Source organism: Micromonospora zingiberis (genome assembly GCF_004331455.1).
Lineage (GTDB): Bacteria > Actinomycetota > Actinomycetes > Mycobacteriales > Micromonosporaceae > Micromonospora > Micromonospora zingiberis.
Window position 1 is genome coordinate 140510 of the sequence record NZ_SJJR01000013.1, and the last position, 20580, is coordinate 161089.

Annotated in this window: 17 protein-coding genes and 2 tRNA genes; 8 read left to right on the forward strand and 11 right to left on the reverse strand. The window is 68.1% G+C overall.

The window, feature by feature from the left end; genetic code table 11:
• Window positions 1–45: 45 nt before the first annotated feature.
• The 5 genes from E0H26_RS19580 to amcA form a co-directional block, all read right to left on the reverse strand.
• Complete coding sequence (locus E0H26_RS19580; RefSeq protein WP_131305613.1) at window positions 46–1020, reverse strand: ABC transporter substrate-binding protein; 975 nt, start codon at window positions 1018–1020, stop codon at window positions 46–48.
• A gap of 259 nt (window positions 1021–1279) precedes the next feature.
• Entirely contained in the window at window positions 1280–3919 is a 2640-nt protein-coding gene (gene rph, locus E0H26_RS19585) for a rifamycin-inactivating phosphotransferase (protein ID WP_131305616.1), read from the reverse strand.
• A 345-nt stretch (window positions 3920–4264) separates the two neighbouring features.
• Window positions 4265–5191, reverse strand: coding sequence for a hypothetical protein (locus tag E0H26_RS19590; protein WP_131305619.1), 927 nt, complete (start codon window positions 5189–5191; stop codon window positions 4265–4267).
• 346 nt (window positions 5192–5537) lie between these two features.
• The gene (locus E0H26_RS19595) at window positions 5538–5897 is read right to left on the reverse strand and encodes a hypothetical protein (protein ID WP_131305622.1); all 360 of its coding nucleotides are present in this window, start codon (window positions 5895–5897) and stop codon (window positions 5538–5540) included.
• Window positions 5894–6058, reverse strand: coding sequence for a multiple cyclophane-containing RiPP AmcA (gene amcA, locus E0H26_RS30450; RefSeq protein WP_338106222.1), 165 nt, complete (start codon window positions 6056–6058; stop codon window positions 5894–5896). The genes E0H26_RS19595 and amcA overlap by 4 nt, the downstream gene beginning before the upstream one ends.
• A gap of 350 nt (window positions 6059–6408) precedes the next feature.
• Here amcA and E0H26_RS19600 point away from each other — a divergent pair, with 350 nt between their 5' ends.
• The 3 genes from E0H26_RS19600 (at window position 6409) to E0H26_RS19610 (ending at window position 9181) form a co-directional block, all read left to right on the forward strand.
• Window positions 6409–7635 (forward strand): helix-turn-helix transcriptional regulator, encoded by a 1227-nt coding sequence (locus E0H26_RS19600; RefSeq protein ID WP_240742269.1) that lies wholly within the window; start codon window positions 6409–6411, stop codon window positions 7633–7635.
• A gap of 10 nt (window positions 7636–7645) precedes the next feature.
• The gene (locus tag E0H26_RS19605; protein ID WP_131305625.1) at window positions 7646–8353 is read left to right on the forward strand and encodes a 5-formyltetrahydrofolate cyclo-ligase; all 708 of its coding nucleotides are present in this window, start codon (window positions 7646–7648) and stop codon (window positions 8351–8353) included.
• 66 nt (window positions 8354–8419) lie between these two features.
• Window positions 8420–9181, forward strand: coding sequence for an HAD family hydrolase (locus tag E0H26_RS19610; RefSeq protein ID WP_131305627.1), 762 nt, complete (start codon window positions 8420–8422; stop codon window positions 9179–9181).
• Here E0H26_RS19610 and E0H26_RS19615 read toward each other — a convergent pair.
• The 3 genes from E0H26_RS19615 to E0H26_RS19625 form a co-directional block, all read right to left on the reverse strand.
• Window positions 9104–9688, reverse strand: a complete 585-nt coding sequence (locus tag E0H26_RS19615; RefSeq protein WP_240742270.1) for a 3'-5' exonuclease — start codon at window positions 9686–9688, stop codon at window positions 9104–9106. The genes E0H26_RS19610 and E0H26_RS19615 overlap by 78 nt on opposite strands.
• A gap of 154 nt (window positions 9689–9842) precedes the next feature.
• On the reverse strand, window positions 9843–11351 hold the full coding sequence (locus tag E0H26_RS19620; RefSeq protein ID WP_240742271.1) for an SNIPE associated domain-containing protein: 1509 nt from the start codon (window positions 11349–11351) through the stop codon (window positions 9843–9845).
• 281 nt (window positions 11352–11632) lie between these two features.
• Window positions 11633–12160 carry a hypothetical protein gene (locus E0H26_RS19625; protein ID WP_131305630.1) on the reverse strand — a complete coding sequence of 176 codons (528 nt, stop codon included), beginning with the start codon at window positions 12158–12160 and terminating at the stop codon, window positions 11633–11635.
• A gap of 742 nt (window positions 12161–12902) precedes the next feature.
• Between E0H26_RS19625 and E0H26_RS19630 the strand changes: the two genes are divergently transcribed.
• Both E0H26_RS19630 and E0H26_RS19635 read left to right on the forward strand, forming a co-directional pair.
• Window positions 12903–14240 carry a hypothetical protein gene (locus E0H26_RS19630; RefSeq protein WP_131305633.1) on the forward strand — a complete coding sequence of 446 codons (1338 nt, stop codon included), beginning with the start codon at window positions 12903–12905 and terminating at the stop codon, window positions 14238–14240.
• A complete protein-coding gene (locus tag E0H26_RS19635) occupies window positions 14237–14803 on the forward strand; it encodes a flavoprotein (protein WP_131305636.1) in 567 nt (188 codons plus the stop codon). Before E0H26_RS19630 ends, E0H26_RS19635 begins: the two co-directional genes overlap by 4 nt.
• Window positions 14804–14956: 153 nt before the next feature.
• Here the strand turns inward: E0H26_RS19635 and E0H26_RS19640 are convergent.
• Window positions 14957–15032, reverse strand: a tRNA-Lys gene (locus E0H26_RS19640).
• Window positions 15033–15217: 185 nt separating this feature from the next.
• On the opposite strand from E0H26_RS19640, the gene E0H26_RS19645 reads away from it, so the two are divergent.
• Together E0H26_RS19645 and E0H26_RS19650 are read left to right on the forward strand one after the other, a co-directional pair.
• The gene (locus E0H26_RS19645) at window positions 15218–16471 is read left to right on the forward strand and encodes a L,D-transpeptidase (protein WP_131305674.1); all 1254 of its coding nucleotides are present in this window, start codon (window positions 15218–15220) and stop codon (window positions 16469–16471) included.
• Window positions 16472–16596: 125 nt separating this feature from the next.
• Complete coding sequence (locus E0H26_RS19650) at window positions 16597–17940, forward strand: L,D-transpeptidase (protein WP_131305639.1); 1344 nt, start codon at window positions 16597–16599, stop codon at window positions 17938–17940.
• A gap of 134 nt (window positions 17941–18074) precedes the next feature.
• Here the strand turns inward: E0H26_RS19650 and E0H26_RS19655 are convergent.
• Together E0H26_RS19655 and orn are read right to left on the reverse strand one after the other, a co-directional pair.
• Window positions 18075–18147 (reverse strand) — tRNA-His (locus E0H26_RS19655).
• Window positions 18148–18238: 91 nt separating this feature from the next.
• A complete protein-coding gene (gene orn, locus E0H26_RS19660; RefSeq protein WP_131305642.1) occupies window positions 18239–18829 on the reverse strand; it encodes an oligoribonuclease in 591 nt (196 codons plus the stop codon).
• Window positions 18830–18901: 72 nt separating this feature from the next.
• Between orn and E0H26_RS19665 the strand changes: the two genes are divergently transcribed.
• Window positions 18902–20197 (forward strand): glycosyltransferase family 87 protein, encoded by a 1296-nt coding sequence (locus E0H26_RS19665; protein ID WP_131305645.1) that lies wholly within the window; start codon window positions 18902–18904, stop codon window positions 20195–20197.
• Window positions 20198–20580 lie beyond the last annotated feature (383 nt).

The window sequence follows — 20580 nt, forward strand, 5'->3', positions numbered from 1 at the left end:
CGCCCTCCCCGGTTTCGGGCACCGGGGAGGGCGTGAGGGCGCCAGCTACTGCTGCTGGATGAGGCGGTCGAAGTTCGGCTGCTGGTCGAGCACGCGGTACTTCTGCGCGAGTTCCGCGAGCGTCTGCAGGCTCGCCCGATCGATGTCCCAGCCGAACGCCGGGAGCTTCACCGAGTCCGCCACCGGCTCCGGCAGTTGCAGGTTGTCCTTGATGGCCTGCCGGACAGCCGCCTCGTTGGCGGGGTCCTGGGCCCACTGGAGCGCCTCCTTCATCGCCGCCGAGAAGTCCGCGACGAGCTTGGCGTCGGAGTCCGTACGCTCCTTGGTGGTGATCGTGGTCAGCGTGGCCAGACCGGGCACGACCGCCTGGTAGGGCGCCACGATGAAGGTGTCGCCCCGGCCCCGCAGCTGCGTCACGAACGGCTCCGGCACCCAGGCGGCATCGATGTTGCCGGCCTCCAACTGGGCCGGGGCATCCGGGAAGGCCACCTCGACGAACTTGATGGTGGACGGGTCGCCACCGTCCTTCTCGACCGCCGCCATGATCGTCACGTCGCCGGCCGCGCCCAGGCTGTTCACCGCGACCCGGCGACCCGCCAGCTCGGAGGGCCGGGTGATGCCGGACTTCGCCGAGGCCACCACGGCGTTGATGTCGTCGCCCGTCGCGTACGAGGAGGCGTAGTTGCCGATCATGACGACGCCGAGGTCCTGAAGGTCGGCCCTGAACGGCCCGAACGGCTGGCCGATCGCGAAGTCGATGTCGCCGTTGAGCAGCGCCGGAATGGCCTGCGCGCCACCCTGGGCGGGCAGCACCTCGACACTGAGCCCGCGCTCGGCGAAGATGCCCGCCTTGATCCCGCCCCACAGCGCGGCGGTCTCGGTGATGGGCAGCGCCGCGACGCGGACCTGGCGCAGGTCGCCGTCAGCCTGGTCGGACGGGGAGGACGCATCGGAATCAGTACATCCGGTGAGGGCGATCGCGGTAGCAGCGATCAGCCCGAGAGCGATGACCTTCTTCATTGACGAGGCCCTTCCTGGGCGGGGGTGGTGGGTGCGTCAAAAACCGGCGGTTGCCTCGGACCTGCAGGTGAACTACCGCTGCGTGGGGGGGCACGCCGCTGTGTTGGCCATGGTCAGCCACCCAGCACCGGAAGTCAAGAAATTCTGACGCCCGTCATGAATAAGTTGAACAATGGTGGCGGGAAGGTCCCCACCCCTGGCCTCCACGGGTGACGATCCGCCCGGCGGCGAGCATCCGGTCGCGCACACCGGCCGCCCGTCAGGGCAGCAGCTCGACGTACCCGTCGGTTGCGTGCACCCGGATCCGCTGCCCGTCGGCAATCAGCCGGGTGGCATCCAGTACGCCGACGACAGCCGGCAGGCCGTACTCCCGGGCGATCACGGCCCCGTGTGTCATCAACCCGCCGACCTCCGTCACCAGACCGGCGACGGCGACGAAGAGCGGCGTCCAACTGGGATCCGTGTGGGCCGTGACGAGGATGTCGCCCGGTTCGAGATCGGCCTGGGCCAGGTCCAGGATGACGCGGGCCCGCCCTTCGACGGTTCCGGCGGAGACCGGCAGGCCGACCAGGGCACCCGCCGGTACGCCGTCGCGCCGGTACGCCCCGGTGATCGCCTCACCGTCGGAGGTGAGCACCCGGGGCGGGGTGAGCGCCTGATACGACCGGAACGCCTCCCGGCGCTGACGGATCAGCCGGTCGTCGACCTGGTTCGTGCGCACCACCTCGTGGAACTCCTCGAACGTGAGGAAGAAGGCGTCCTCCCTCTCGGCGAGCACCTGGGCCCGCACGAGACGCCCGGCCTCTTCCAGCAAAGCCTGCTTGTAGACGAAGTAGCGGCTGACAATGTCGTACTTCGGGTACTCCCGGTAGCCGATGAAGGTCCGGACCCGCTCGATCATCCGCTCGGCCTCGCTGGCCTTGCCCTCCCCGTCCGGCCTGGCCCGCAGGCGGTCGAGCACCTCCTGCGTCTTCTCCTGCGCCACCTGCCGACCGTGCTCGAAGCGGCGCTTGGCAGCGCCCGGCTCGAAGTTCCGGACATGGTCGAGGATCACGGGCAGGAGGGTGGTCGGGCGCTCGCGCCAACGCGGCCTGGTGATGTCGATTTCGCCGACACAGCGCATGCCGTACCGGTCGAGATAAGCCTCGATGGCCTCGCGCGCCTCGGTCCCGCCCGCGACCTTCGGCAACTCGTCCAGGAAGTCGTCGTCCTGCACGTCTCCGAGGAACGCCACCACCTGCGGATGCGGGCGAATCACGTCCGCGACGTCAAGCAGTGCCAGCCCCATCTCCGACGTGACGTTGCCGGGGGCGGACAGGGTGAGCGCGTCGGCGGCGTTCGGCTCGCCCAGCCACTCGGACAGCTTATCGTTGAGCCACCAGGTGGCCTCCATCCCCGCCATGATCGCCTGCCCGCTGAGCGGATCACTGAGGACCCGCTTGTGCTCCTGAAATGCCTCCAGCAGGAAGTCGAACAGCGCCGGGCCGGTCCTGGTGCGGATGTCGCGCCGCAACGCGGCGATGGAGGTCTGGCTACGCTCGATCAGCTCCGTGACGATGGCCGGATCGGTCTCGATCCGGGCAGGCACGAGGCCGGCTGGCGGCCGGCCGGGATCCGCGTTCGGCAACGACGGGACGAAATCGCCTCGGTCGAGGACGCTTTGCAGCGCGTCCCTGGTCAGCGGGTCGGATCTCCCCATCACCGCCAGCAGGCCGGCGCGGGTCGCCGGCAAGGCCAGGTGCCGGGTCGCGTCGACGAACAGCCGCCCGCCGGCATCGTGCATCGGCGCCAGGGCCGTCAGCCGCCAGATCGACAGCCCCAACGGCTTCATGGGGTCGGTCATCATCTGCTGGTGACCGACCGAGACGTAGACGTGATTCTCCTGGTCGCCGACCGCCGGGACGGGGAACAGCGTGGTGATCGGCCGGCTCTGCACGATCTGGAAGGCACCGTCCACCAGGCACCATTCGATGTCCTGCGGACAGCCGAACTGCGCGTCGATCCGCCGGCCCAACTGCGCGAGCCGCACCACCTGCACGTCGGTCAACGCCGGCTGCTCCTGCCGCGCCGGCTCGATCGCCCGTACCCGCGTCCCGCCGGTCGGCAGGGCGTGGACGGCCTGCCGCTTGGTGGCGACCGCCCTGGCGATCACCGCGCCGTCGCGCACCTTGAACACGTCCGCGTTCACCAGACCGGAGACCAGGGCCTCCCCGAGACCGAAGCTGGCCTCCACGGAGGCGACCTTCCGGTTGCCGGTGACCGGGTCGGCCGTGAACAGGATGCCGGCCGCCTCCGAAAAGACCATCTCCTGCACCACCACGGCCATCTGGACGCCACGGTGGTCGATGCCGTTGCGCAGGCGGTAGGTGACGGCCCGCTCGCTGAACAACGACGCCCAGCACCGGCTGACATCCCGCAGGACCGCCGACGCACCGACGACGTTCAGGTACGTGTCGTGCTGGCCCGCGAAAGAGGCCGTCGGCGAGTCCTCCGCCGTGGCGCTGGATCGCACGGCGTACGCCGTCTGCCCGCCGAACCAGCCGACCGCACAGCTATCGGCCTGCTCGGCGCGGCTATCGGGGTACGCGACAGCGCGGGTGATCGCCGCCGCGAGGTCGCCAGGAATGGCGATTCCTTCGATGGCTTGACGGATCTCCGCGCTGAGCGTCCGGATCGCCGCCCGGTCGTCTGGATTCAGCCGCGACAGCTGATCGAGCCGGTCGCCGATCGACGCTTCCGCCATGATCCGTCGGAAAGCGTCCGTCGTCACGCAGAAACCGGCCGGCACCCGGATGCCGTCGATCCGCGACAGCGCCCCCAGGTGCGCACCCTTGCCGCCCACGACCCCGACCCGCAACTCGTCGATGTCGTGCAGCCCCACCACGTACCGCTCGCTCACCTCGCCACCCCCGATGCAGCCGTGGTCAATTCCACCACCGGGCCGAGGCCACCGTGTGCTCCGTACGTCGACAACACCCGCACGTCATGCCCCCCACTTCGTCGTCGGTGCCGAGTCCGGCCGACGATTCTGCGGCACGACCCGGGGCTTGCCACAAGCCCCCGGGTGCGATATACGTTAAGAGTGGCAGGGAGTTGGCGCTCCTTGCCTATTCACGTTGCAGGCACCGTTACGGCGAAATGGCTGCCTCGCGCCATCCCAGATCCCGCCATTCCGCCGCAACGGTGGCGATCAACGGCTATCGGCACGCCCGCTCGACTGTCTCGGCCGAGCCGCGCGGATGGCTCATCTTCTCGGGCTCGGGGAGCGGTTGCTCCGATTACGTCGGGTTGACCCGTGAGAACTTTCGCCCGACTGATGGTGGCGGCTGCGTTCGCGGGGATTCTGCGTTGATATTGAGGCCGCGCCAGGATTCCAGGTGGGAGTCCGCGCCACCATGTGTTCGGGAAGGCTGTCGAGCGTTATCGGGGGCTGCGGTGGCCCGATGACGTGATAGTAGTTCTCGTAATCTTGGGTATGACCGGATTCCCGCTGGCCCTGGTAGTACTCGTTGAATGCAGCCCGATAAGCCGGCGTGCCCGGCCCCTGGTCGGCGTCAAGCAGCGGGACCGTGTTCCGGAACAGATCAATGTGCGTGCCGGTACGGTCGCCCGGTAGATCGGCGATGAGCCGGCGGTGCGCGATGGCGTTGTCGAACTCGATCCGCTCCACTTCGCGACCATAGTGCTCCGCCGGAGCCAAACCCCGTCTCGCGGCAGATTCCGCAAAACGGCTCCGTCGGGTACTACTGTCGAGTTCCGCACGGCGCTCAGCCTGCACGGCGTTCATGATTTCGAAGATGGCGGTCCCCAGCAGGCGGCTGGCGCCTTCATCCCGCACATCGGCATGACCTGGGTCGAGGATGATCGTGCTGCGCCCCCGTGATCCCTCGCTCCAGGAGCCGACACCGCCGCCGTGCGCCTGACCGAAAACGACATTGACCCTACCGGCCCGCTCGCGGAGGCGCTGGAAGTCGTCGGGCAGCCTGGCGAGATCACGGGCGAGACGCTCCATCGTGCGGCCCCGGTATTCGGCCCGGAAGTTCATCCGCCCGGTCCGCCCGTGCCAAGCGCTGTCATCGAGCGAACTGTCCGACGACGACCCACCAAAAGCCAGGTCCGAGTTGTACGGGCTGCTCCCCGACGACGTGCCGTTCTCTCCGTTGCCGCTCACGTAAGGCCACCTTCGCAGTGCCCACCGTAACCGCCCGAATACCGGCCGGAGTGCGTACCCAGCATCGTGTTCCTCGCTTCCACAGCGTCTTGAGTGCAGACGAGATCGACTACTACATCGGCTGGGCGCCGGCCCGGGTTCATGCCGGGAGAGGCTTTTCTGAAGAACCATCTACCGGGGGTGGGCCTGCCCGGCATGAACATCGCATCGACGACGCGAGTCCCACCCACCCCGTCCACCGCAGCCCAGGCACGAGCGGAGGGCGCAGCCCGACATACTCCCTCCTCGTCGGATAATTCGGTGACGTGGTCGCGGTCCTCCGTATCGAGGTCCGTAACAGGAATCGTCACGTCGCCCACGGCGGGTCATTCGCATGTCTCCTCACCTGCTCTGCGTTAGAGGCTCGATAGCTAGGGGTATGGCGGGCGGGCCAGCCGAGGAACCGGTCGAACATGTCCGCCGCGTTGCCTGTCACGCTCGGGTTGAGCCGGTGCAGGTCATCGATGGCATCGTGCAGACAGCTAGCCAGATAGAGGAACAGACTCACCGACATGTCCCGGTACTCGGCCACGAGAGCGAGTTTTGCCGCCCTGCACGGCCACGGCTGCCCACACCGGCGGCAAAGCCACAGCGGACGCATCGGCACATGCCCGACCCCAACTGAAATGTTCCGGTGCGTCGACAGGCGCCGAGATCGGTCGGTCACCGCCGATCGTTCTCTCTGGCCTGTTGCTCGAACAGCCGACGCCACACGTGGGTCAGCAACGGCGGATCCGCAGGCCGCGTCTGCCACTGCAAAGACGTGCACCCGGGCTCGGGCCGCCGGGAGTGGCCGACAATCGCGTTGAGCGAGACGTACAGCGTCATGCCGGCACGCCCCTTCGAGGCGGTCGGCGGTGGGCTCGCCGGGGGAAGGGCGAGCCCACCGCCGCCGCACGGCGGCTTGGGGTATACCGCCGATCACCCACCCGCGCAGCCCTGATGGCGGTACGCAGGCGAGGAGTCGTCCGCTTGTGCGCGGAAGGGAGTGGTGGTAGCAGCCGATCCTGAAGATCTGCCCTCGCGGCTAGGTCCCCAGGTTTACTTCGCTTCGGACAGCTCACCTCGCACCCCCGGGATCAGTAGGTCGGGCTTGATCGCCCGCCCTTCCACCCAACCGCCGTTCACCGGCCGGTTCCAGTGCGGCAATGGCGCAGAACCGATGCATCCCTATTGCTATGAATGCCGTGAGCTGGATGAATGGATCCGTGGTGCACAGTGGCGGAAACGGGCGGCGCGCGTTGGGCTCACGTCGGTATCGACTGGCGCAGCGACGCAAGGCGGTCGGTCTCAGCCAGGAACGCCTCGCCGAAGTCCTCGGCGTGGACCGTTCCACCATTGTTCGGTGGGAACGGGCAGAGACCGACCCTCAGCCCTTGCACCGCCCGCACCTGGCCACGGCGCTCAAAGTGTCCGTCGAGGAACTGGCCGATCTATTTGCCGACACCCGTCAGCCGCCCGCCACGCCCGGCGGGCGTCTCGACCACGCGCTGCGGCAGCCCGGTCGCGTCGATCTGATCACGGTGGCGTACCTGCGGGAGCGCGTGCGGCATCTTGACGAGCGCTACGACCAGACACCTTCGACCCATCTCCTTGCCGAAGCGGCGCAGTTGCACGGTCAGGCGGTCTTCCTCCGCCAATACGCCGACGCCGGCTCAGTTCAGCGCGAACTGGCTGCAGCGATCGCCGAATCGGCGACGCTGATGGGCCAACTGGTATGGGACGCCACGCAGCGACACGACCACGCCGCCAGCGCCGCATACTTCGACCAGGCGATCAACGCCGCGAAGGAAGCCCGCGATCCTGTCGCCCAGGCCAACGCGATACTCCGCAAGAGCTACCTTGCGCTCTACGGCACCAGCCGACCAACCGCTGCCATCGCCTTGACCTCGCGTGCCGCTGAGGTGAGCTACCGCGACAGCCCTGTGCTTGCCGGCCTCGCTCAACTACACCGCGCCGAGGCACACGCGATGCTTGGCCAGCTTCAAGAATGCTCTGGGGCCCTTGGCGCCGCTGAAGATCACTTCGCCTTGGTGGGCCCGCAGGATCCTGCCTTCGCTCTCTACTGTCCCAGCCATCACGCCCGACTCGCGGGCTCTTGCTGGCTGTCGTTGAACAGGTCAGCCGATGCGATCGAGGCGTTGGAGAAGGCCCACCAACTTGTCGCCGCACGGCGTAAGTCGACGGCTGTCGTCCTCGGCAATCTCACCCTCGCCAACATCCGTCACCGCGACCTTGATACCGCCGTCTCCTACCTGCATCAAGCCATCAGTGTCATCGAGCGGACCCGCGCCGGAGGTGGCCTCAACCTCGCCTTCGCCGCAGCCCGCGAGCTGCGTTCGTGGAGCGACCTACCCGCAGTTCGGGATGTCAACGACCGACTCCTCACCCTCATGACTCCATAGGAGCAACAGCGTGACAAGCACCGACGACGCCAAGCAGTCCGTTCGGCGACGCGTCTGGGACCTCCTCGAACGCGAGGGCGCGGCACCGCCGGGGGTTCACGGCCACATACCCGACTTCGCTGGTAAGGAGGGCGCAGCGGTCCGGCTCGCAGAACTGGAGGTCTGGAAGCGGGCACGGGTCATCAAGTGCAATCCCGACCGAGCCCAGCTACCCGTCCGGGTACGCGCCCTCCAAGAAGGCAAGCTGCTCTACATGGCGGTCCCGCGACTCGCCACACCGAAGCCCTTCTACCTACTAGACCCGGCTGTCTTGGAAGTTCCGTTCGAAACTGCCGCCACGAGCACAGGCGCGCCCGAGGTCGCCCCCACAGTCAGCCCCGACGACATGCGGCCGGTGGACGTGATCGTGTGCGGCAGCGTCGCGATCAGCCGGCGCAATGGCGTACGGCTCGGCAAGGGAGCCGGCTACTCCGACCTGGAGATCGCGCTCCTGGCCGAGGCCGGGCTCGTGACCGTGGACACCGCCATCGCCACCACCGTCCACCAGAGCCAACTCCTTGACGAGGAGCTACCCCACGCCGATCACGACTTCAGCGTCGATTACGCGATCACTCCCGAAGAGGTCGTCGCGTGCGTACCTGACCGGGAGCGACCGACCGGCCTCATCAGGGAGAACCTTCGACCCGATCAGCTCGACAACATCCCGGCCCTGCGCTGATCAAATTGCGCGATCACGCAGCTCTGCCCTCCTGCTACCAGTCTTGATGTGCGCAAGGATGGGGGCATGCTGCGATCGCCTCGTGCGCTTCTGTTGGACTTCGGTGGCGTTCTGGCCGACGCTCCGCGACAGCCACCGGCTCCACCGGAGCTGGTCCGGCGGTTGTCCGACCTGGTCGGCGACGCGGTACCGGTCGGACAGATCACCGCGGACCTGACCGAGGGCAGCAAGGCATACAGCCGGTGGCGCGACGACATCGGCCGATCCGGCGACCCGATCGAGCTGCCACACGCCCAGGTGTGGGCAGACTTCGTGACCCATGCCTGGCCCGAGCAGGCCCGCACGGCGGTCGAGGAAGCGGCGACACCGCTGGCGTACGCCTGGGCCTGGCGGCCGGAATGGCAAATCCGCCCCGGGATTCCGGAGGCGTTGCGGGCCGCAGCGGATGCGGGCTTGCCCATGGCGGTGGTCAGCAACGCGCTCTGCGGGGCCGCGCATCGGGACTTCCTCGCCGCCGCCGGACTGTCCGACCTGTTCGCGGCCGAGTTCTACAGCGACGAAGCCGGACTCCGCAAACCCAACCCCCGGCTGGCCTGGCTGGCCTCCGACGCCATCGGCGTACCGATTGGAGAATGCTGGTTCGTCGGTGACACCGTGCATCGGGACATCGCCTGCGCCCGTCAGGCGGGCGTCGGGGGCGCGATCCTCATGCGCTCACCTCGCACCGACCGCGAACCCACCCACCCCCAGCTACGACCAGACGCCCGAATCGAAGACGGCCACGGCCTTGTCACCCTGCTGCAACAGAGCCAGGTGGGTACGGAATGAACCGCCCCGGGTTCTGTGGGCGCTGATGTCGATGCCGTACACGTTGCAGCAGGAGACGAGCTGGAAGTTTGGCGCGGCCAGGATCTGTCGGGCCAGCCGCAGAGTGCACACCGCTGGCAGGGGCGCGGTGCTGATGCCGAGCCGTGCGAATTCCTGCGCGATGAACCCCTCCTCGAAGCGTGCGTTATGCGCCACGGCTACGGCGCCGTCGAGCCTGCTGAGGATTTTCCCAGCCACGTCAGCGAACGTCGGCGCTCCGGACAACATGTCCGTAGTGATGTGGTGTACGAAGGTTGGACCTGGATCGCGGCCGGGGTCGACGAGGGTGGCCCACTCATCGATCACCCGACCGCTTTCGACGCGGACCAAGGCAATCTCCACGATCCGGTCGGACGTCGGTGACCGCCCGGTCGTCTCCACGTCCACCACCACGAACGGGACCTCACCCAGGTCGACACCTTCCCTTCCGCCCGCTGACCCGTAGGCGAACAGTCCGACCGACGACATGTGTACCTTCCTATTTCGGCAATGCAGCTTGATCATGGGAGCGGCTGGCCTTCCAGCGAAAAATGCTCATGGCAGCCGTCGGATCGGGAAACTGGACGAGTGATCCGTTGGACGCCCCGGATCACGAGCCCATGCCGACCAATTCCTCGCTACGTCATGTGGTCGCGACTGATTGCTCCTGCGCCTGGGTGAGGCTCTGCCGGTACTCCAGCGCCTCCGGGACCTCCTCGTACTGCAGCAGGCTGCCGGTCAACGCCAGCAGGTGTTCCTTGGCCTCCTCCGGAGTGGCGTAGAAGAACTCGCGACGGTGATTGACCAGGTTGACACGCCGGTCGGCCAGCCGTGCGTGCATCTGCGCCTCGATGCCGACAGCGTCTTCGGAGAAGAACAGGGCGTGGACGTCGAAGTTGAAGGGCACCGAGGCGTCACTGAGTTCGCGTACCCGGTCCAGCGGGTCCAAGCGGCGGGTCATGCCGATCTTGACCATCTTCTCGCCGAACGCACCAAGGTTGGAGATCACGTACACGTAGCCGGCCCGGACGTTGGCGGCCCGTCGGTCGACGTCCTGGATCGCGGTGTCGATCTGGGCCAACCGGTCCTGCATCTGGGCCGCGCCATCGGCATCGCCCTTGGCATGCAAGGCGGCCATGGCGTTGGCATAGTGCTGGCGTTCCTTGTCGAGCCGGGCGCGTTCGCGTTCGATCTCCTGCTGAGCACGTCGCTCTTCGCGCAGCCGAGCCTTCTCTTCCCGTTCCCGCTCCTTCTCCTCAGCCACCTTCTCCTGGTAGTCGGCGGTGAGTTCCAACTCCTTGACCCGCAACCGGTGGTATCCGTCGGCGATCCGAATGTCCATCGTCTTGCCGAGCTTGGCGATAGTCGCCGCCACCTTCCCCAGCCGGTCGACGGCCGAGTCAAGCTTGTACGGCTTCAACCCCCGTACCAGGTTGTCCGCCTCCGCGTTGTAGGCGCGAAGCATGAGCTTGGAGAAGTCCCGAACCATAGCCCGGCCCTCGGCAACCGAGCCATTGACCGTCCAGCCGGTGGCAGCCTTGACCGCTCCCCCATCCTTCCTGGTCATGGCCTTGATCTGGTCCTGAAGTCGGCTTAGCTGGCTCTGGTAGGCAACCGCATCCGACAGGGGATGCCGATACCGATAAACACCGGCTTCCTGCAGCAGCGCGGTCTCCTCGGTGACCACGACCTGCTGCCGAAGTCCGCGCAGGCGTTGATCGAGTTCGGCCTTCTGGGCTTCGCTCTTCGCTGTCAGGTCAGCGATCTCACGACCGAGTCGGGCCCGGTGCTGCTCTAATTCCATTGCGGACAGCACGCCGAGCCGTGACATCTCCGCCCGCAGACCGGTCAGCTCACCGCGTACCTGATCCAGTTCGCTGCGAAGCTGCGCATTCTCCGCAGCCAGTTCACGTGCCTTGCCCCGGGCACCGAACAGAGGAATGTCCGGACTTGCGTTGCGCTGCTGCGAGACGACGACGGGAGCAGCGGCAGTCTGCGGGGCGGGCCCCGCCGGAGCCGGCGAATCCGGAATCCATAACTGCCACCCAACCGGGGGAGGGCCCCAGGCGGGATCTGCTGTCCAGCCGGCAGGCGGCACCCATCCAGCCGGCGGCGTCGGCCAGTTCGGTGGTGCGTTAAAGCGGTATCCCATTGTTTTCCCCCAGGCGTCACCACGGCCCGACGAAACTAGCGCTGTGTCTCCCGACCAGGCATCGAGAACTCAGGTCGGCAGGTCGACCATCCAGACGACCATGGATAACCAAGCGGGGACTTCAGTCTGGTTACCGACAGAAATGAGCGTTGCTTCTGGGACACAGTCGGCTGGCCGTGCGGGCATGCTTACCGCCTTCAGTTTTGGCTACGAAGCTGCGGGGATTGCAGGCGGCCTTGGCAAGTTATACGCCGTCATCGATGCCGTCGCCCGTCATGCGGTCAGCGCACCTGGGGCTCGGCGACCGTCGTGCTCGAACGGAACAGCGCGGCCGCGAGGATGGTCGCGGCGTCGGACGGCTCGATAAGCACCTCGACCGGCCCCACCAGGACAGCGACATATCCGGCCGGGCCCTCGTCACGCACCACGCTGATCTGCGCCGGATCGACTGTCAGGCTCACCCACACCGTCGCCGCACCGCCAGGAACAACCAGCCCACCACCCTCATCCCCGACCGTCTTCGCTGCGCCTACCGCACCAACCTCGTCCTCGAATACAAGGGCAGGCGTTTCCGGTGGGGCAACGTCCGCCTCGGGGTCTTTGGCGTGTCCGTGAATGATGAAGAAGCCAAGTTCGGCGTTGGTGGTCTTACCGAGAACTTCCCGCAACGCGGTGCGGCAAGGCTCGAAAGGCCACCGATGCTCGCCGCGTTCAAGTTTGCCGACGTAGCGTGCGTCAACGACGACGCGGCGCCCCGCGTGCTTGTAGAGGTACTCGTTGACCGCATCCGCCAGCTCCTGGCGCGACATCGGCCGTCCTGAGCCTGATGGGGACCGCCGCGCCAGCCGCGCTGCGCGGAGCAGATTGTTCGGCCCCGGTCGATAGGCCACGATGAATTCTGTCTCCTGGTCTGGCTGCTGCCAGCCGGCTGGCAGCGAGGCAAGGAAAATGGCTCCCAGGCAGAGGAACCGAGCCCCTGCCGATACTCAGGGGCAAGGCATGACGCCTCTGCTGTGTCCTACGAGAAGTCACTGCCCTCGGATGGTGAGGTTGAGTTCCTCGACGGTCAGACGGGGAAATCGGGCAGTTGGTCTTCGCTGAGGGTGACGCCGTGCAGGTTACCGAGGCTGGGACGGACCCCGCTCGGAGCGTCACCTGTGCACGGTGGGCTTGCCGGCGCACCGGCAAGCCCAGCGCGTAGGCCTGCGGCTGGGCGTGGACCGCCGGCCACCCGCCCACGCAGCCCTACTGGCGGTACGCGAACGGGGAGTCACCCGAGCGGTCGGCGGAGTGCCCGGCGACAGCACTTGCCGATGCGTTGGGTCGCGTTCCGACCTGTTGCCGATTGGCACGTCCATCTGGAACTCCTTGACGTGAATTGCCGCTGTCCAGCCGGTGGGTCTTCGGGAAGCGGCGCACCGGCACATCCAGGCTGGCTTGTGCCGTCGAAGGACGGAATGTCTCACTGGTGCACCTGTGGTGCACCTGCCGTCACCCCACGTGCCGGTACGATCGCCAGGCCGGTGACTGTCCGTTACGGAAGGACGTGCGATGGCTGCGGTGACGACCTGGACGGGCCGAGAGGCGAACGCGCTGCGCAAGGCGTTGCGGATGAGCGTCACCGCCTTCGCCGAGCACCTGGGCGCGGCCCGGCGGACGGTGGCCAAGTGGAGCAGCCGGGGCGACAAGGTCCTCCCGCGCGCCGACATGCAGGCCGCACTGGACACCGTGCTGGCCCGAGCCACACCGGACGTACGGGAACGCTTCGAGGCCCTACGGGCGACGGGAACCAGCGGTGCAACCGTGGGCGCCACGCTGCCGGATGCCGACGCGCATGCGGATACTGGCGATGACGGAGACGGCGGCTCGGGCTCGGACGGTGACGTGCGACGACGAAATCTTCTGCGCGGGGCGGCCATCGGCGTGACCGCTCTGCCCAACGTCGCGCCACTACTCGACGCGCTAATCTCGCCACGCCCTTCGAACGCGACGGCGCCATCCGCTCAGCAGTTCTCTCGGGCCGTGTCCGCTGCAAAGATCGACTACCAAGCCTGCCGGTACGAACGCGTTCTCGACCAACTCGTAACACTGCTGCCGGCCCTCAGGTCGGCTAGGACCGGCGCCACGAGCGAGCAGCGAGCGCAGATCGAGGTCCTCGCTGCAGACCTGTACCACGTCGTCGGCAGCGTCTTACTCAAGGTCGGCGACCGGGGGATGGCCCTGGTCGCGGCCGAGCGCAGCACCCGAGCCGCCGCAGCGAGTGAGGACCCGGTGGCAGTCGCCGCGAGCGCTCGGATCATGACCCACGCCCTGATGAGTAACGGCCACGACCATCAAGCGGTGACCCTCGCCGGCAACGCGGCCGGCATACTCGACCGGGCCACGCGCCTCGAGTCAACCGAAGCAGCGGCCGTCTACGGAGCACTCGTCCTCCGAGGTGCCGTCGCCGCCGCTCGCAGCGAGAACCGGGATACTGCACAAGCGATGCTCGATGAGGCAAGCCGCGTCGCCGCCCGACTCGGCTACGACGGCAACGACCGGTGGACCGGCTTCGGTGCCACCAACGTCCTGCTGCACCGGGTCAACATCGCCCTGACCCTCGGCGATGCCGGAACGGCCATCGGCATCGCCCGCACGGTACCGCTGGACAAGGTCACGCTCGCCGAGCGAAAGGCCTCGCTGTATGTGGATGTCGCCCGCGCCTACACCCAGTGGGGGCGCTACGAGCAGGGGCTGACCGCGCTGCGCACGGCGCACGAGGTAGCACCCGAGGAGATCCGCTGCCGACCAGCCGTCCAGCGAATCGCTGGCGATCTCGCTCTTCTTGGGAAGGGCTCCATCCGCACTGCCGTCGTGGACTTCGCCCAGGGAGCCGGGATCCGGCTGTGACCAGCGATCATCTCCAGATTGTTGTCTGCGGCGCCGGGCCCGCCGCCGACGTAGCTCAGCTCGTCAGCGCCGCACAGAAACAGTCCTGGACGGCGGCAGTCACCGCCACGCCCAGCGCTATTGACTTCATCGACGTGCCGGCTATCGAGGAGCTGACCGGCGCTCCGGTGAGATCCAACTACCGGGCATCCCCCGGCATCCGCCGCTCGCTTGCCGCCGCCGATGCCCTGGTCATCGCACCCGCGACCTACAATTCGATCAACAAAATCGCCCTCGGCCTCGCCGACAACTACGCCATGACCTCGGTCGCCGAACTGATCGGGCGGCAGGTGCCGACCGTCATCGTCCCGTTCGTCAACGCCGCTCTCGCCGCCCGTTCGCCCTTCCGCCGCGCCGTGGCAAGCCTCCGCGATGAAGGGGTACGGATCCTGCTCGGTCCCGAGGACGGCTGGGAGCCGCATTCGCCAGGCAGCGGCAATGAGCGGCAGCGAGCCTTTCCCTGGAGGATGGCGTTCGACACAGCAACCCGGGGCGCGTACGGCGGTGGGACATCCGGACAGTGACCTCACCTGGGCATCGATCAGCGTCGCACCGTCTCCGACCGCTGCCAAACCGGTCCAACCGCTCCCGAGCACCCACCGAGCGACCAGCCACCGTCGGCGTACGCGAAAAAGGCCCCGACCGGCAGAGTTCTACCAGGTCAGGGCCCTGCTCGTTGGTGCGCCGCCAGGGACTCGAACCCCGAACCCGCGGATTAAGAGTCCGCTGCTCTGCCAGTTGAGCTAGCGGCGCTCGTTGGCAACGGGGAGAACCCTAGCACGGCCCGTGAGCCGGGTTCCAATCCGATCCCCGGGTCGTCCCTTCGGCTGAGGTTCACGGACATTTGGCGAGAAGGGTGCACAAGGCGTGGGACGGGCTGATGCGGGATACCGGGGGTACGGCACGATGTGCGCCAGGTGCGTGAGACAGGGGTGGGGATGGGCAGGTTCGCGCGGGCTGGGGCGTTGCTGGGCGCTCTGGGCCTGGTGGCGTCGCTGGCATTGTCGGGTTGCAGTGGCGAGTCGGGTGGCGCCCAGTTCGTGGAGGGCGAGCAGCCGGCGCCGAGCGGGTCGGCGACATCGGGTACGCCCGATACGCCGAGCGGGCCGCCGTTGACGGTGAGCCCGGCCGACGGGGCGAAGGATCGCCCGGTCAGCGTGGAGATCGGGGCCAAGTTGCCGGACGGTGGCACGGTGTCGCAGGTGACGCTGGCCACCGAGGATGGCAAGAAGGTCAAGGGGAAGTTGCGTACGGATGGTTCCTCCTGGGTGCCGTCGGCGCCGCTGAAGTGGTCGACCCGCTATACCGCGACGGTCACCGCGAAGCAGCCGGATGGCGCGGTCAGCGAGGGCACCAGCTCGTTCACCACGATGGCCAAGCCGGGCTCGATGATCACCTCGGGGCTCTACCTGTTCGACGACAAGACGTACGGGGTGGCGATGCCGGTGGTGGCGGAGTTCCACCCGGGCATTCCGGAGAAGGACCGGGCGAAGGTGCAGAAGCGGATGTTCGTGCAGACGGATCCGCCGCAGCCGGGCGCCTGGCACTGGGTGGGCAACGGCACCCAGGCGTTCTACCGGGCGCCGGAGTACTGGCAGCCGGGCACCAAGCTTTCGGTACGCATCGCGCTGGCCGGCATTCCGCTGAGCAACGGCCGGTACGGCAACGTCGACCGCAGCGCCACTGCCAAGATCGGCTCCGCGTTCGAGATGAAGGTGACGAACTCCGACAAGCAGATGCGGGTGTACGAGAACGGCCAGCTGGTCAAGACGCTGCCGGTGAGCCTCGGCAAGAAGAAGACGCCCTCCTCCAGCGGGACCCTGGTGGTGATGGAGAAGAAGGAGGCAACCGTCTTCGACACGATGGACGACCCCGACCCGGAGAACCGCTACGTCACCGACATCCAGTTCGCCCAGCGGCTCACCTGGGGTGGCGAGTACATCCACGCCGCGCCCTGGTCGGAGCACGTGCAGGGACGGCAGAATGTGTCCCACGGTTGCGTGAATGTCTCCATGGCGAACGCCAAGTGGCTCTTCCAGCGTACGAAGATCGGCGATCCGATCACCATCACCGGCACCGAGCGCAAGTTGGCGGCCGGTAACGGGTGGACCGCGTGGGACCTGAGCTGGGCGGAGTTCGTCAAGGGCAGTGCGCTGCCGGTGCCGGATGGTGGTGCCGGTCCGGCCCTGTGATCGGATCACTTATGTCACTATCCGGACATCCCGCTCCACGTGTTTCGGTTCACCTTCCGCAACGGGTACGTGAACTGGTGCGTCAGTGATGTGGACGGGCAGCGGACCACGACTGTGAGGACACCATGCGAGTTCGGGACCAGCGCAACCGGCGGCGGGGGGTGCTCGCCGCGGGGATGCTCGCCGTGGCGTTGGCGCTGACCTCCGCCTGCACGGGCGGTAAGGGCGCCGAGGCGCCGGGCTGGCAGGGCGGGGCCGATCAGCCAGCCGCCAAGGCGTCGGTGACCATCAACGAACCGGCCGCCGACGCGAAGAACGTGCCGGCCGCCACGGCGATCACCTTCGCCACCGAACAGGCCGAGGAGACCACGGTCGAGTTGACCGACTCCGACGGGGAGAAGGTCAAGGGCACCCTGGCGGAGGACGGCAAGAGCTGGCTGCCGTCGAAGGCGTTGGCGTACGGCGAGTCGTACACCGCCACCGTCACCGCGACCGGCGACGACGGCCTCCCGGTGACCGCCACCAGCGCGTTCACGGTGATGAAGCAGCCGAGCAAGCAGGTGCGGATCACCAGTTTCCTCGGCGACGACCAGACCGTCGGGGTGGCCATGCCGCTGATCGTGAAGTTCGGTCGGGCCATTCCGGAGCAGTACCGGGCCGACTTGCAGCGGCGGATGACGGTGACCTCGTCGCCGGCCCAGGAGGGCATCTGGCACTGGGTCAGCCCCACCGAGGTCCGTTACCGGCCGAAGGAGTTCTGGCAGGCCGGGAGCAAGGTGTCGTACCGGGTGCAGGCGGGCGGGCTGCCGCTCGGGGACGGCTGGTACGGCCGGGCGGACCTGACCGTCGACATCAAGATCGGCGCCAAGCTGGTCATGACGGTGGACAACAGCACCAAGCGGATGGTGGTCACCCGCGACGGCGAGACGATCAAGACGATCCCGGTGAGCCTGGGCAAGAAGAGCACCCCGTCGTCCAGCGGCACCATGGTGGTGATGGAGAAGCTGCGCAAGACGGTCTTCGACACGTACGACGAGCTGGGCCCGGAGGACGGCTACCGCACGAAGATCGACTACGCCCAGCGGCTGACCTGGGGCGGCGAGTTCATCCACGCCGCACCCTGGTCGGAGGGGCAGCAGGGCACCACGAACGTCTCGCACGGCTGCGTGAACGTCTCGATGGCCAACGGTGCCTGGCTGTTCAACAACACCAAGGTCGGCGACCCGATCGTCGTCAAGGGCACCGAGCGCAAGCTCCAGTTGGGCAACGGCTGGACGGACTGGAACGTCAGCTGGGCGGAGTACGTCAAGGGCAGCGCCGTGCCGTACGACCCGACGGCCGGCGACGAGGACGACCCGGCGGCCGGCGACGAGGACGACCCGGCGGCCGGCGACGAGGACGACCCGGCGGCGGGCGACGAGAGCGACCCGGACGTCTCGGCGAGCGGGTCCGCGGCACCCACCGCCTGAGCCCGACCCCCACGGCGGCTTCTCCACCACGGAGGGGCCGCCGTGGTCGTGGTTGCCCCTACCGGTCCCCCACAACGACTCAGGCCCCGCCGTGGGGCGGGGCCTGAGCTGCGGATGCGAGGATCCGTTAACCGGGTGACTGATGGGAATTGAACCCACGACAACCGGGACCACAACCCGGTGCTCTGCCAACTGAGCTACAGCCACCATGCCGCCGCGCCGGTCGAACGTCCGGCGGGGTGCGGGGAAATAATACCCCCACCTTGGCCGGTTCCGTCCACCGGGTTGGGGTCGACGTTCAGAGCCCGGCCGCGATGGCCTTGGCGGTTTCCACGTCGGGCCCGGGCAGCGGGACGAAGATGGTGCGCCGGTAGTACTCCAGTTCGCGGATGCTCTCCCGGATGTCGGCCAGGGCCCGGTGCGCCAGGCCCTTCTGTGGCTGGCCGAAGTACACCCGGGGATACCAGCGCCGGCACAGTTCCTTGATCGAGGACACGTCGATCATGCGGTAGTGCAGGTGGGCGTCGAGGCGGGGCATGTCCCGGGCGATGAACCCCCGGTCGGTGGCGATCGAGTTGCCGCAGAGCGGGGCGGTACGGGGATCCTTGACGTGCCGGCTGACGTAGTCGAGCACCAGGTCCTCGGCCTCGGCCAGGGTGACCGTGGACCGGCGTACCTCGTCGGTGAGCCCGGACTTGCCGTGCATCGTCCGGACGATCTCCGGCATGGCGTCCAGCGCCGCGTCGTCCGCGTGGATCACCACGTCCACGCCGTCACCGAGCACATTGAGATCAGGATCGGTGACCAGCGCGGCGACCTCGATCAGCTTGTCGCCGCCGAGGTCGAGCCCGGTCATCTCACAGTCGATCCAGACGAGAAGATCAGCCACCGGGACAGCCTACGCGCAGCCCAAGCCTCGTGGCTGCGCGCCGCCGGGGCGACCGACCGCTAGGGTTTTCCCGTGCCCGCCGATCCCGCCACACCCTGCGCCATCGATGTCGAGGACCCTGGTAGCCGCCGGGCCCGCCGGGTGCTCGGCCTACTGGCGCTGGCGGCGGTGCTACCGGCGCTCTACCTGCCCGGCACGGTGCACAACTTCTTCGACCTGAAGATCTACATGTCGGCGATGGACTGGTGGGCCGCCGGCAACCCGCTCTACGACTACGTCCAGCCCGATCGGGTGCAGGGCGAGTTGTACTTCACCTATCCCCCGTTCGCGGCGCTGTTGCTGCTGCCGTTCGCGGAGCTACGGCTCGGCGCCACGGTGGCGATCTTCACGGGGCTGACCCTGCTGGGTGTGGTGGTCAGCACGAAGTGGCTGCTCGACCCGGTGATCCGCCGACACCGCCTGCCGTACGTGTTCACCCTCGTGGTGGGGGCGGTGCTCGTGCTCGGGGTGGAGAGCACCCGGGAAACCATCACGTTCGGTCAGATCAACATGCTGCTGGTGGTGCTGATCCTGGCCGACCTGCTGTTCGCCGTACCCCGAAACAGCCGGTGGGCCGGGGTGGGCATCGGGCTGGCGGCGGCGCTCAAGCTGTTCCCGGGCATCTTCGTGGTCTACCTGCTGGCGGCCCGGCGGTGGCGGGCGGCGGCGGTGGCGGCCGGGACCGCCGCCGGCGCGACCCTGCTCGCCGCCGCGGTGGCCCCCGGGGACTCGTGGCGGTTCTGGACGCACGAGCTGTGGGCCACCGACCGGGTCGGTCGCACCGACTACACCGGCAACCAGTCGCTGTTCGGGCTGTTGAGCCGGCTCACCGCGCCGGAGGAGCCGAGCCGGCTGATCTGGCTGCCGCTGGTCGCGGCGATCGTCGGGTACGGGTTGTGGCGGGCGGTACGCGCCGCGCAGGCCGGTGACGCACTCACCGGGCTGACCCTGACCGGCCTGGTGGCGGCGCTGATCAGCCCGATCACCTGGACCCACCACATCTACTGGTTCATCCCGGCGGTGGTGATCCTGATCGACGCGACGCTGCGCACCGATCCGCGCACCGCCGAGGGGGCGCGCCGTCGCCGTCGGCTGGGGGCGCTCGCCGTCGCCACGTCCGCGATCATCGTGTACGGGGTGGTGTCCTTCTACGACTGGGGAATCGCCCCGTCGCGTACCGACACTCCCTGGGAGTTCGTGCTCCGCAACGCGTACGTGCTGCTCTGCCTACTGTTGCTGGCCGTCCTGCCGATCCGAACCCGAGCCGGGGCAAAGCCCGCCGAATCCCAAGAACCAAACCCCCTCCCCGAAGCCCGCATCCCCCGCTAAACCACCCCACCCCACCCCGCGCCACCCCACGCCGCCTCGCGCCGCCCCGCCCCGCGCCACCCCACGCCGCCTCGCCCCACGCCACCTCGCGCCGCCCCACCCCGCGCCACCGCCCCGCGCCGCGCCGGGGCCGGCGATCATGCACTTACGGTCGCCGATTCGCCACCTTCGCTACTTTTGCGGAGACAAAAAGTCCATGATCGACGCGGCGATGGGCGCGGCGCGGGTGCGGGGGTGCGGGGGTGCGGGGGTGCGGGGGTGCGCGGGTGCGCGGGTGCGCGGGTGCGCGGGTGCGCGGGTGCGCGGGTGCGCGGGTGCGCGGGTGCGCGGGTGCGCGGGTGCGCGGGTGCGCGGGTGCGCGGGTGCGCGGGTGCGCGGGTGCG

Bases quoted from the DNA above. Each gene is read 5' to 3' on its own strand.
- E0H26_RS19580 (WP_131305613.1), bottom strand. From the start codon at position 1,020: ATGAAGAAGGTCATCGCTCTCGGGCTGATCGCTGCTACCGCGATCGCC.
- amcA (WP_338106222.1), bottom strand. From the start codon at position 6,058: ATGACGCTGTACGTCTCGCTCAACGCGATTGTCGGCCACTCCCGGCGG.
- E0H26_RS19600 (WP_240742269.1), top strand. From the start codon at position 6,409: ATGAATGCCGTGAGCTGGATGAATGGATCCGTGGTGCACAGTGGCGGA.
- E0H26_RS19610 (WP_131305627.1), top strand. From the start codon at position 8,420: ATGCTGCGATCGCCTCGTGCGCTTCTGTTGGACTTCGGTGGCGTTCTG.
- E0H26_RS19615 (WP_240742270.1), bottom strand. From the start codon at position 9,688: ATGTCGTCGGTCGGACTGTTCGCCTACGGGTCAGCGGGCGGAAGGGAA.
- E0H26_RS19620 (WP_240742271.1), bottom strand. From the start codon at position 11,351: ATGGGATACCGCTTTAACGCACCACCGAACTGGCCGACGCCGCCGGCT.
- E0H26_RS19625 (WP_131305630.1), bottom strand. From the start codon at position 12,160: ATGTCGCGCCAGGAGCTGGCGGATGCGGTCAACGAGTACCTCTACAAG.
- E0H26_RS19630 (WP_131305633.1), top strand. From the start codon at position 12,903: ATGGCTGCGGTGACGACCTGGACGGGCCGAGAGGCGAACGCGCTGCGC.
- E0H26_RS19645 (WP_131305674.1), top strand. From the start codon at position 15,218: ATGGGCAGGTTCGCGCGGGCTGGGGCGTTGCTGGGCGCTCTGGGCCTG.
- E0H26_RS19650 (WP_131305639.1), top strand. From the start codon at position 16,597: ATGCGAGTTCGGGACCAGCGCAACCGGCGGCGGGGGGTGCTCGCCGCG.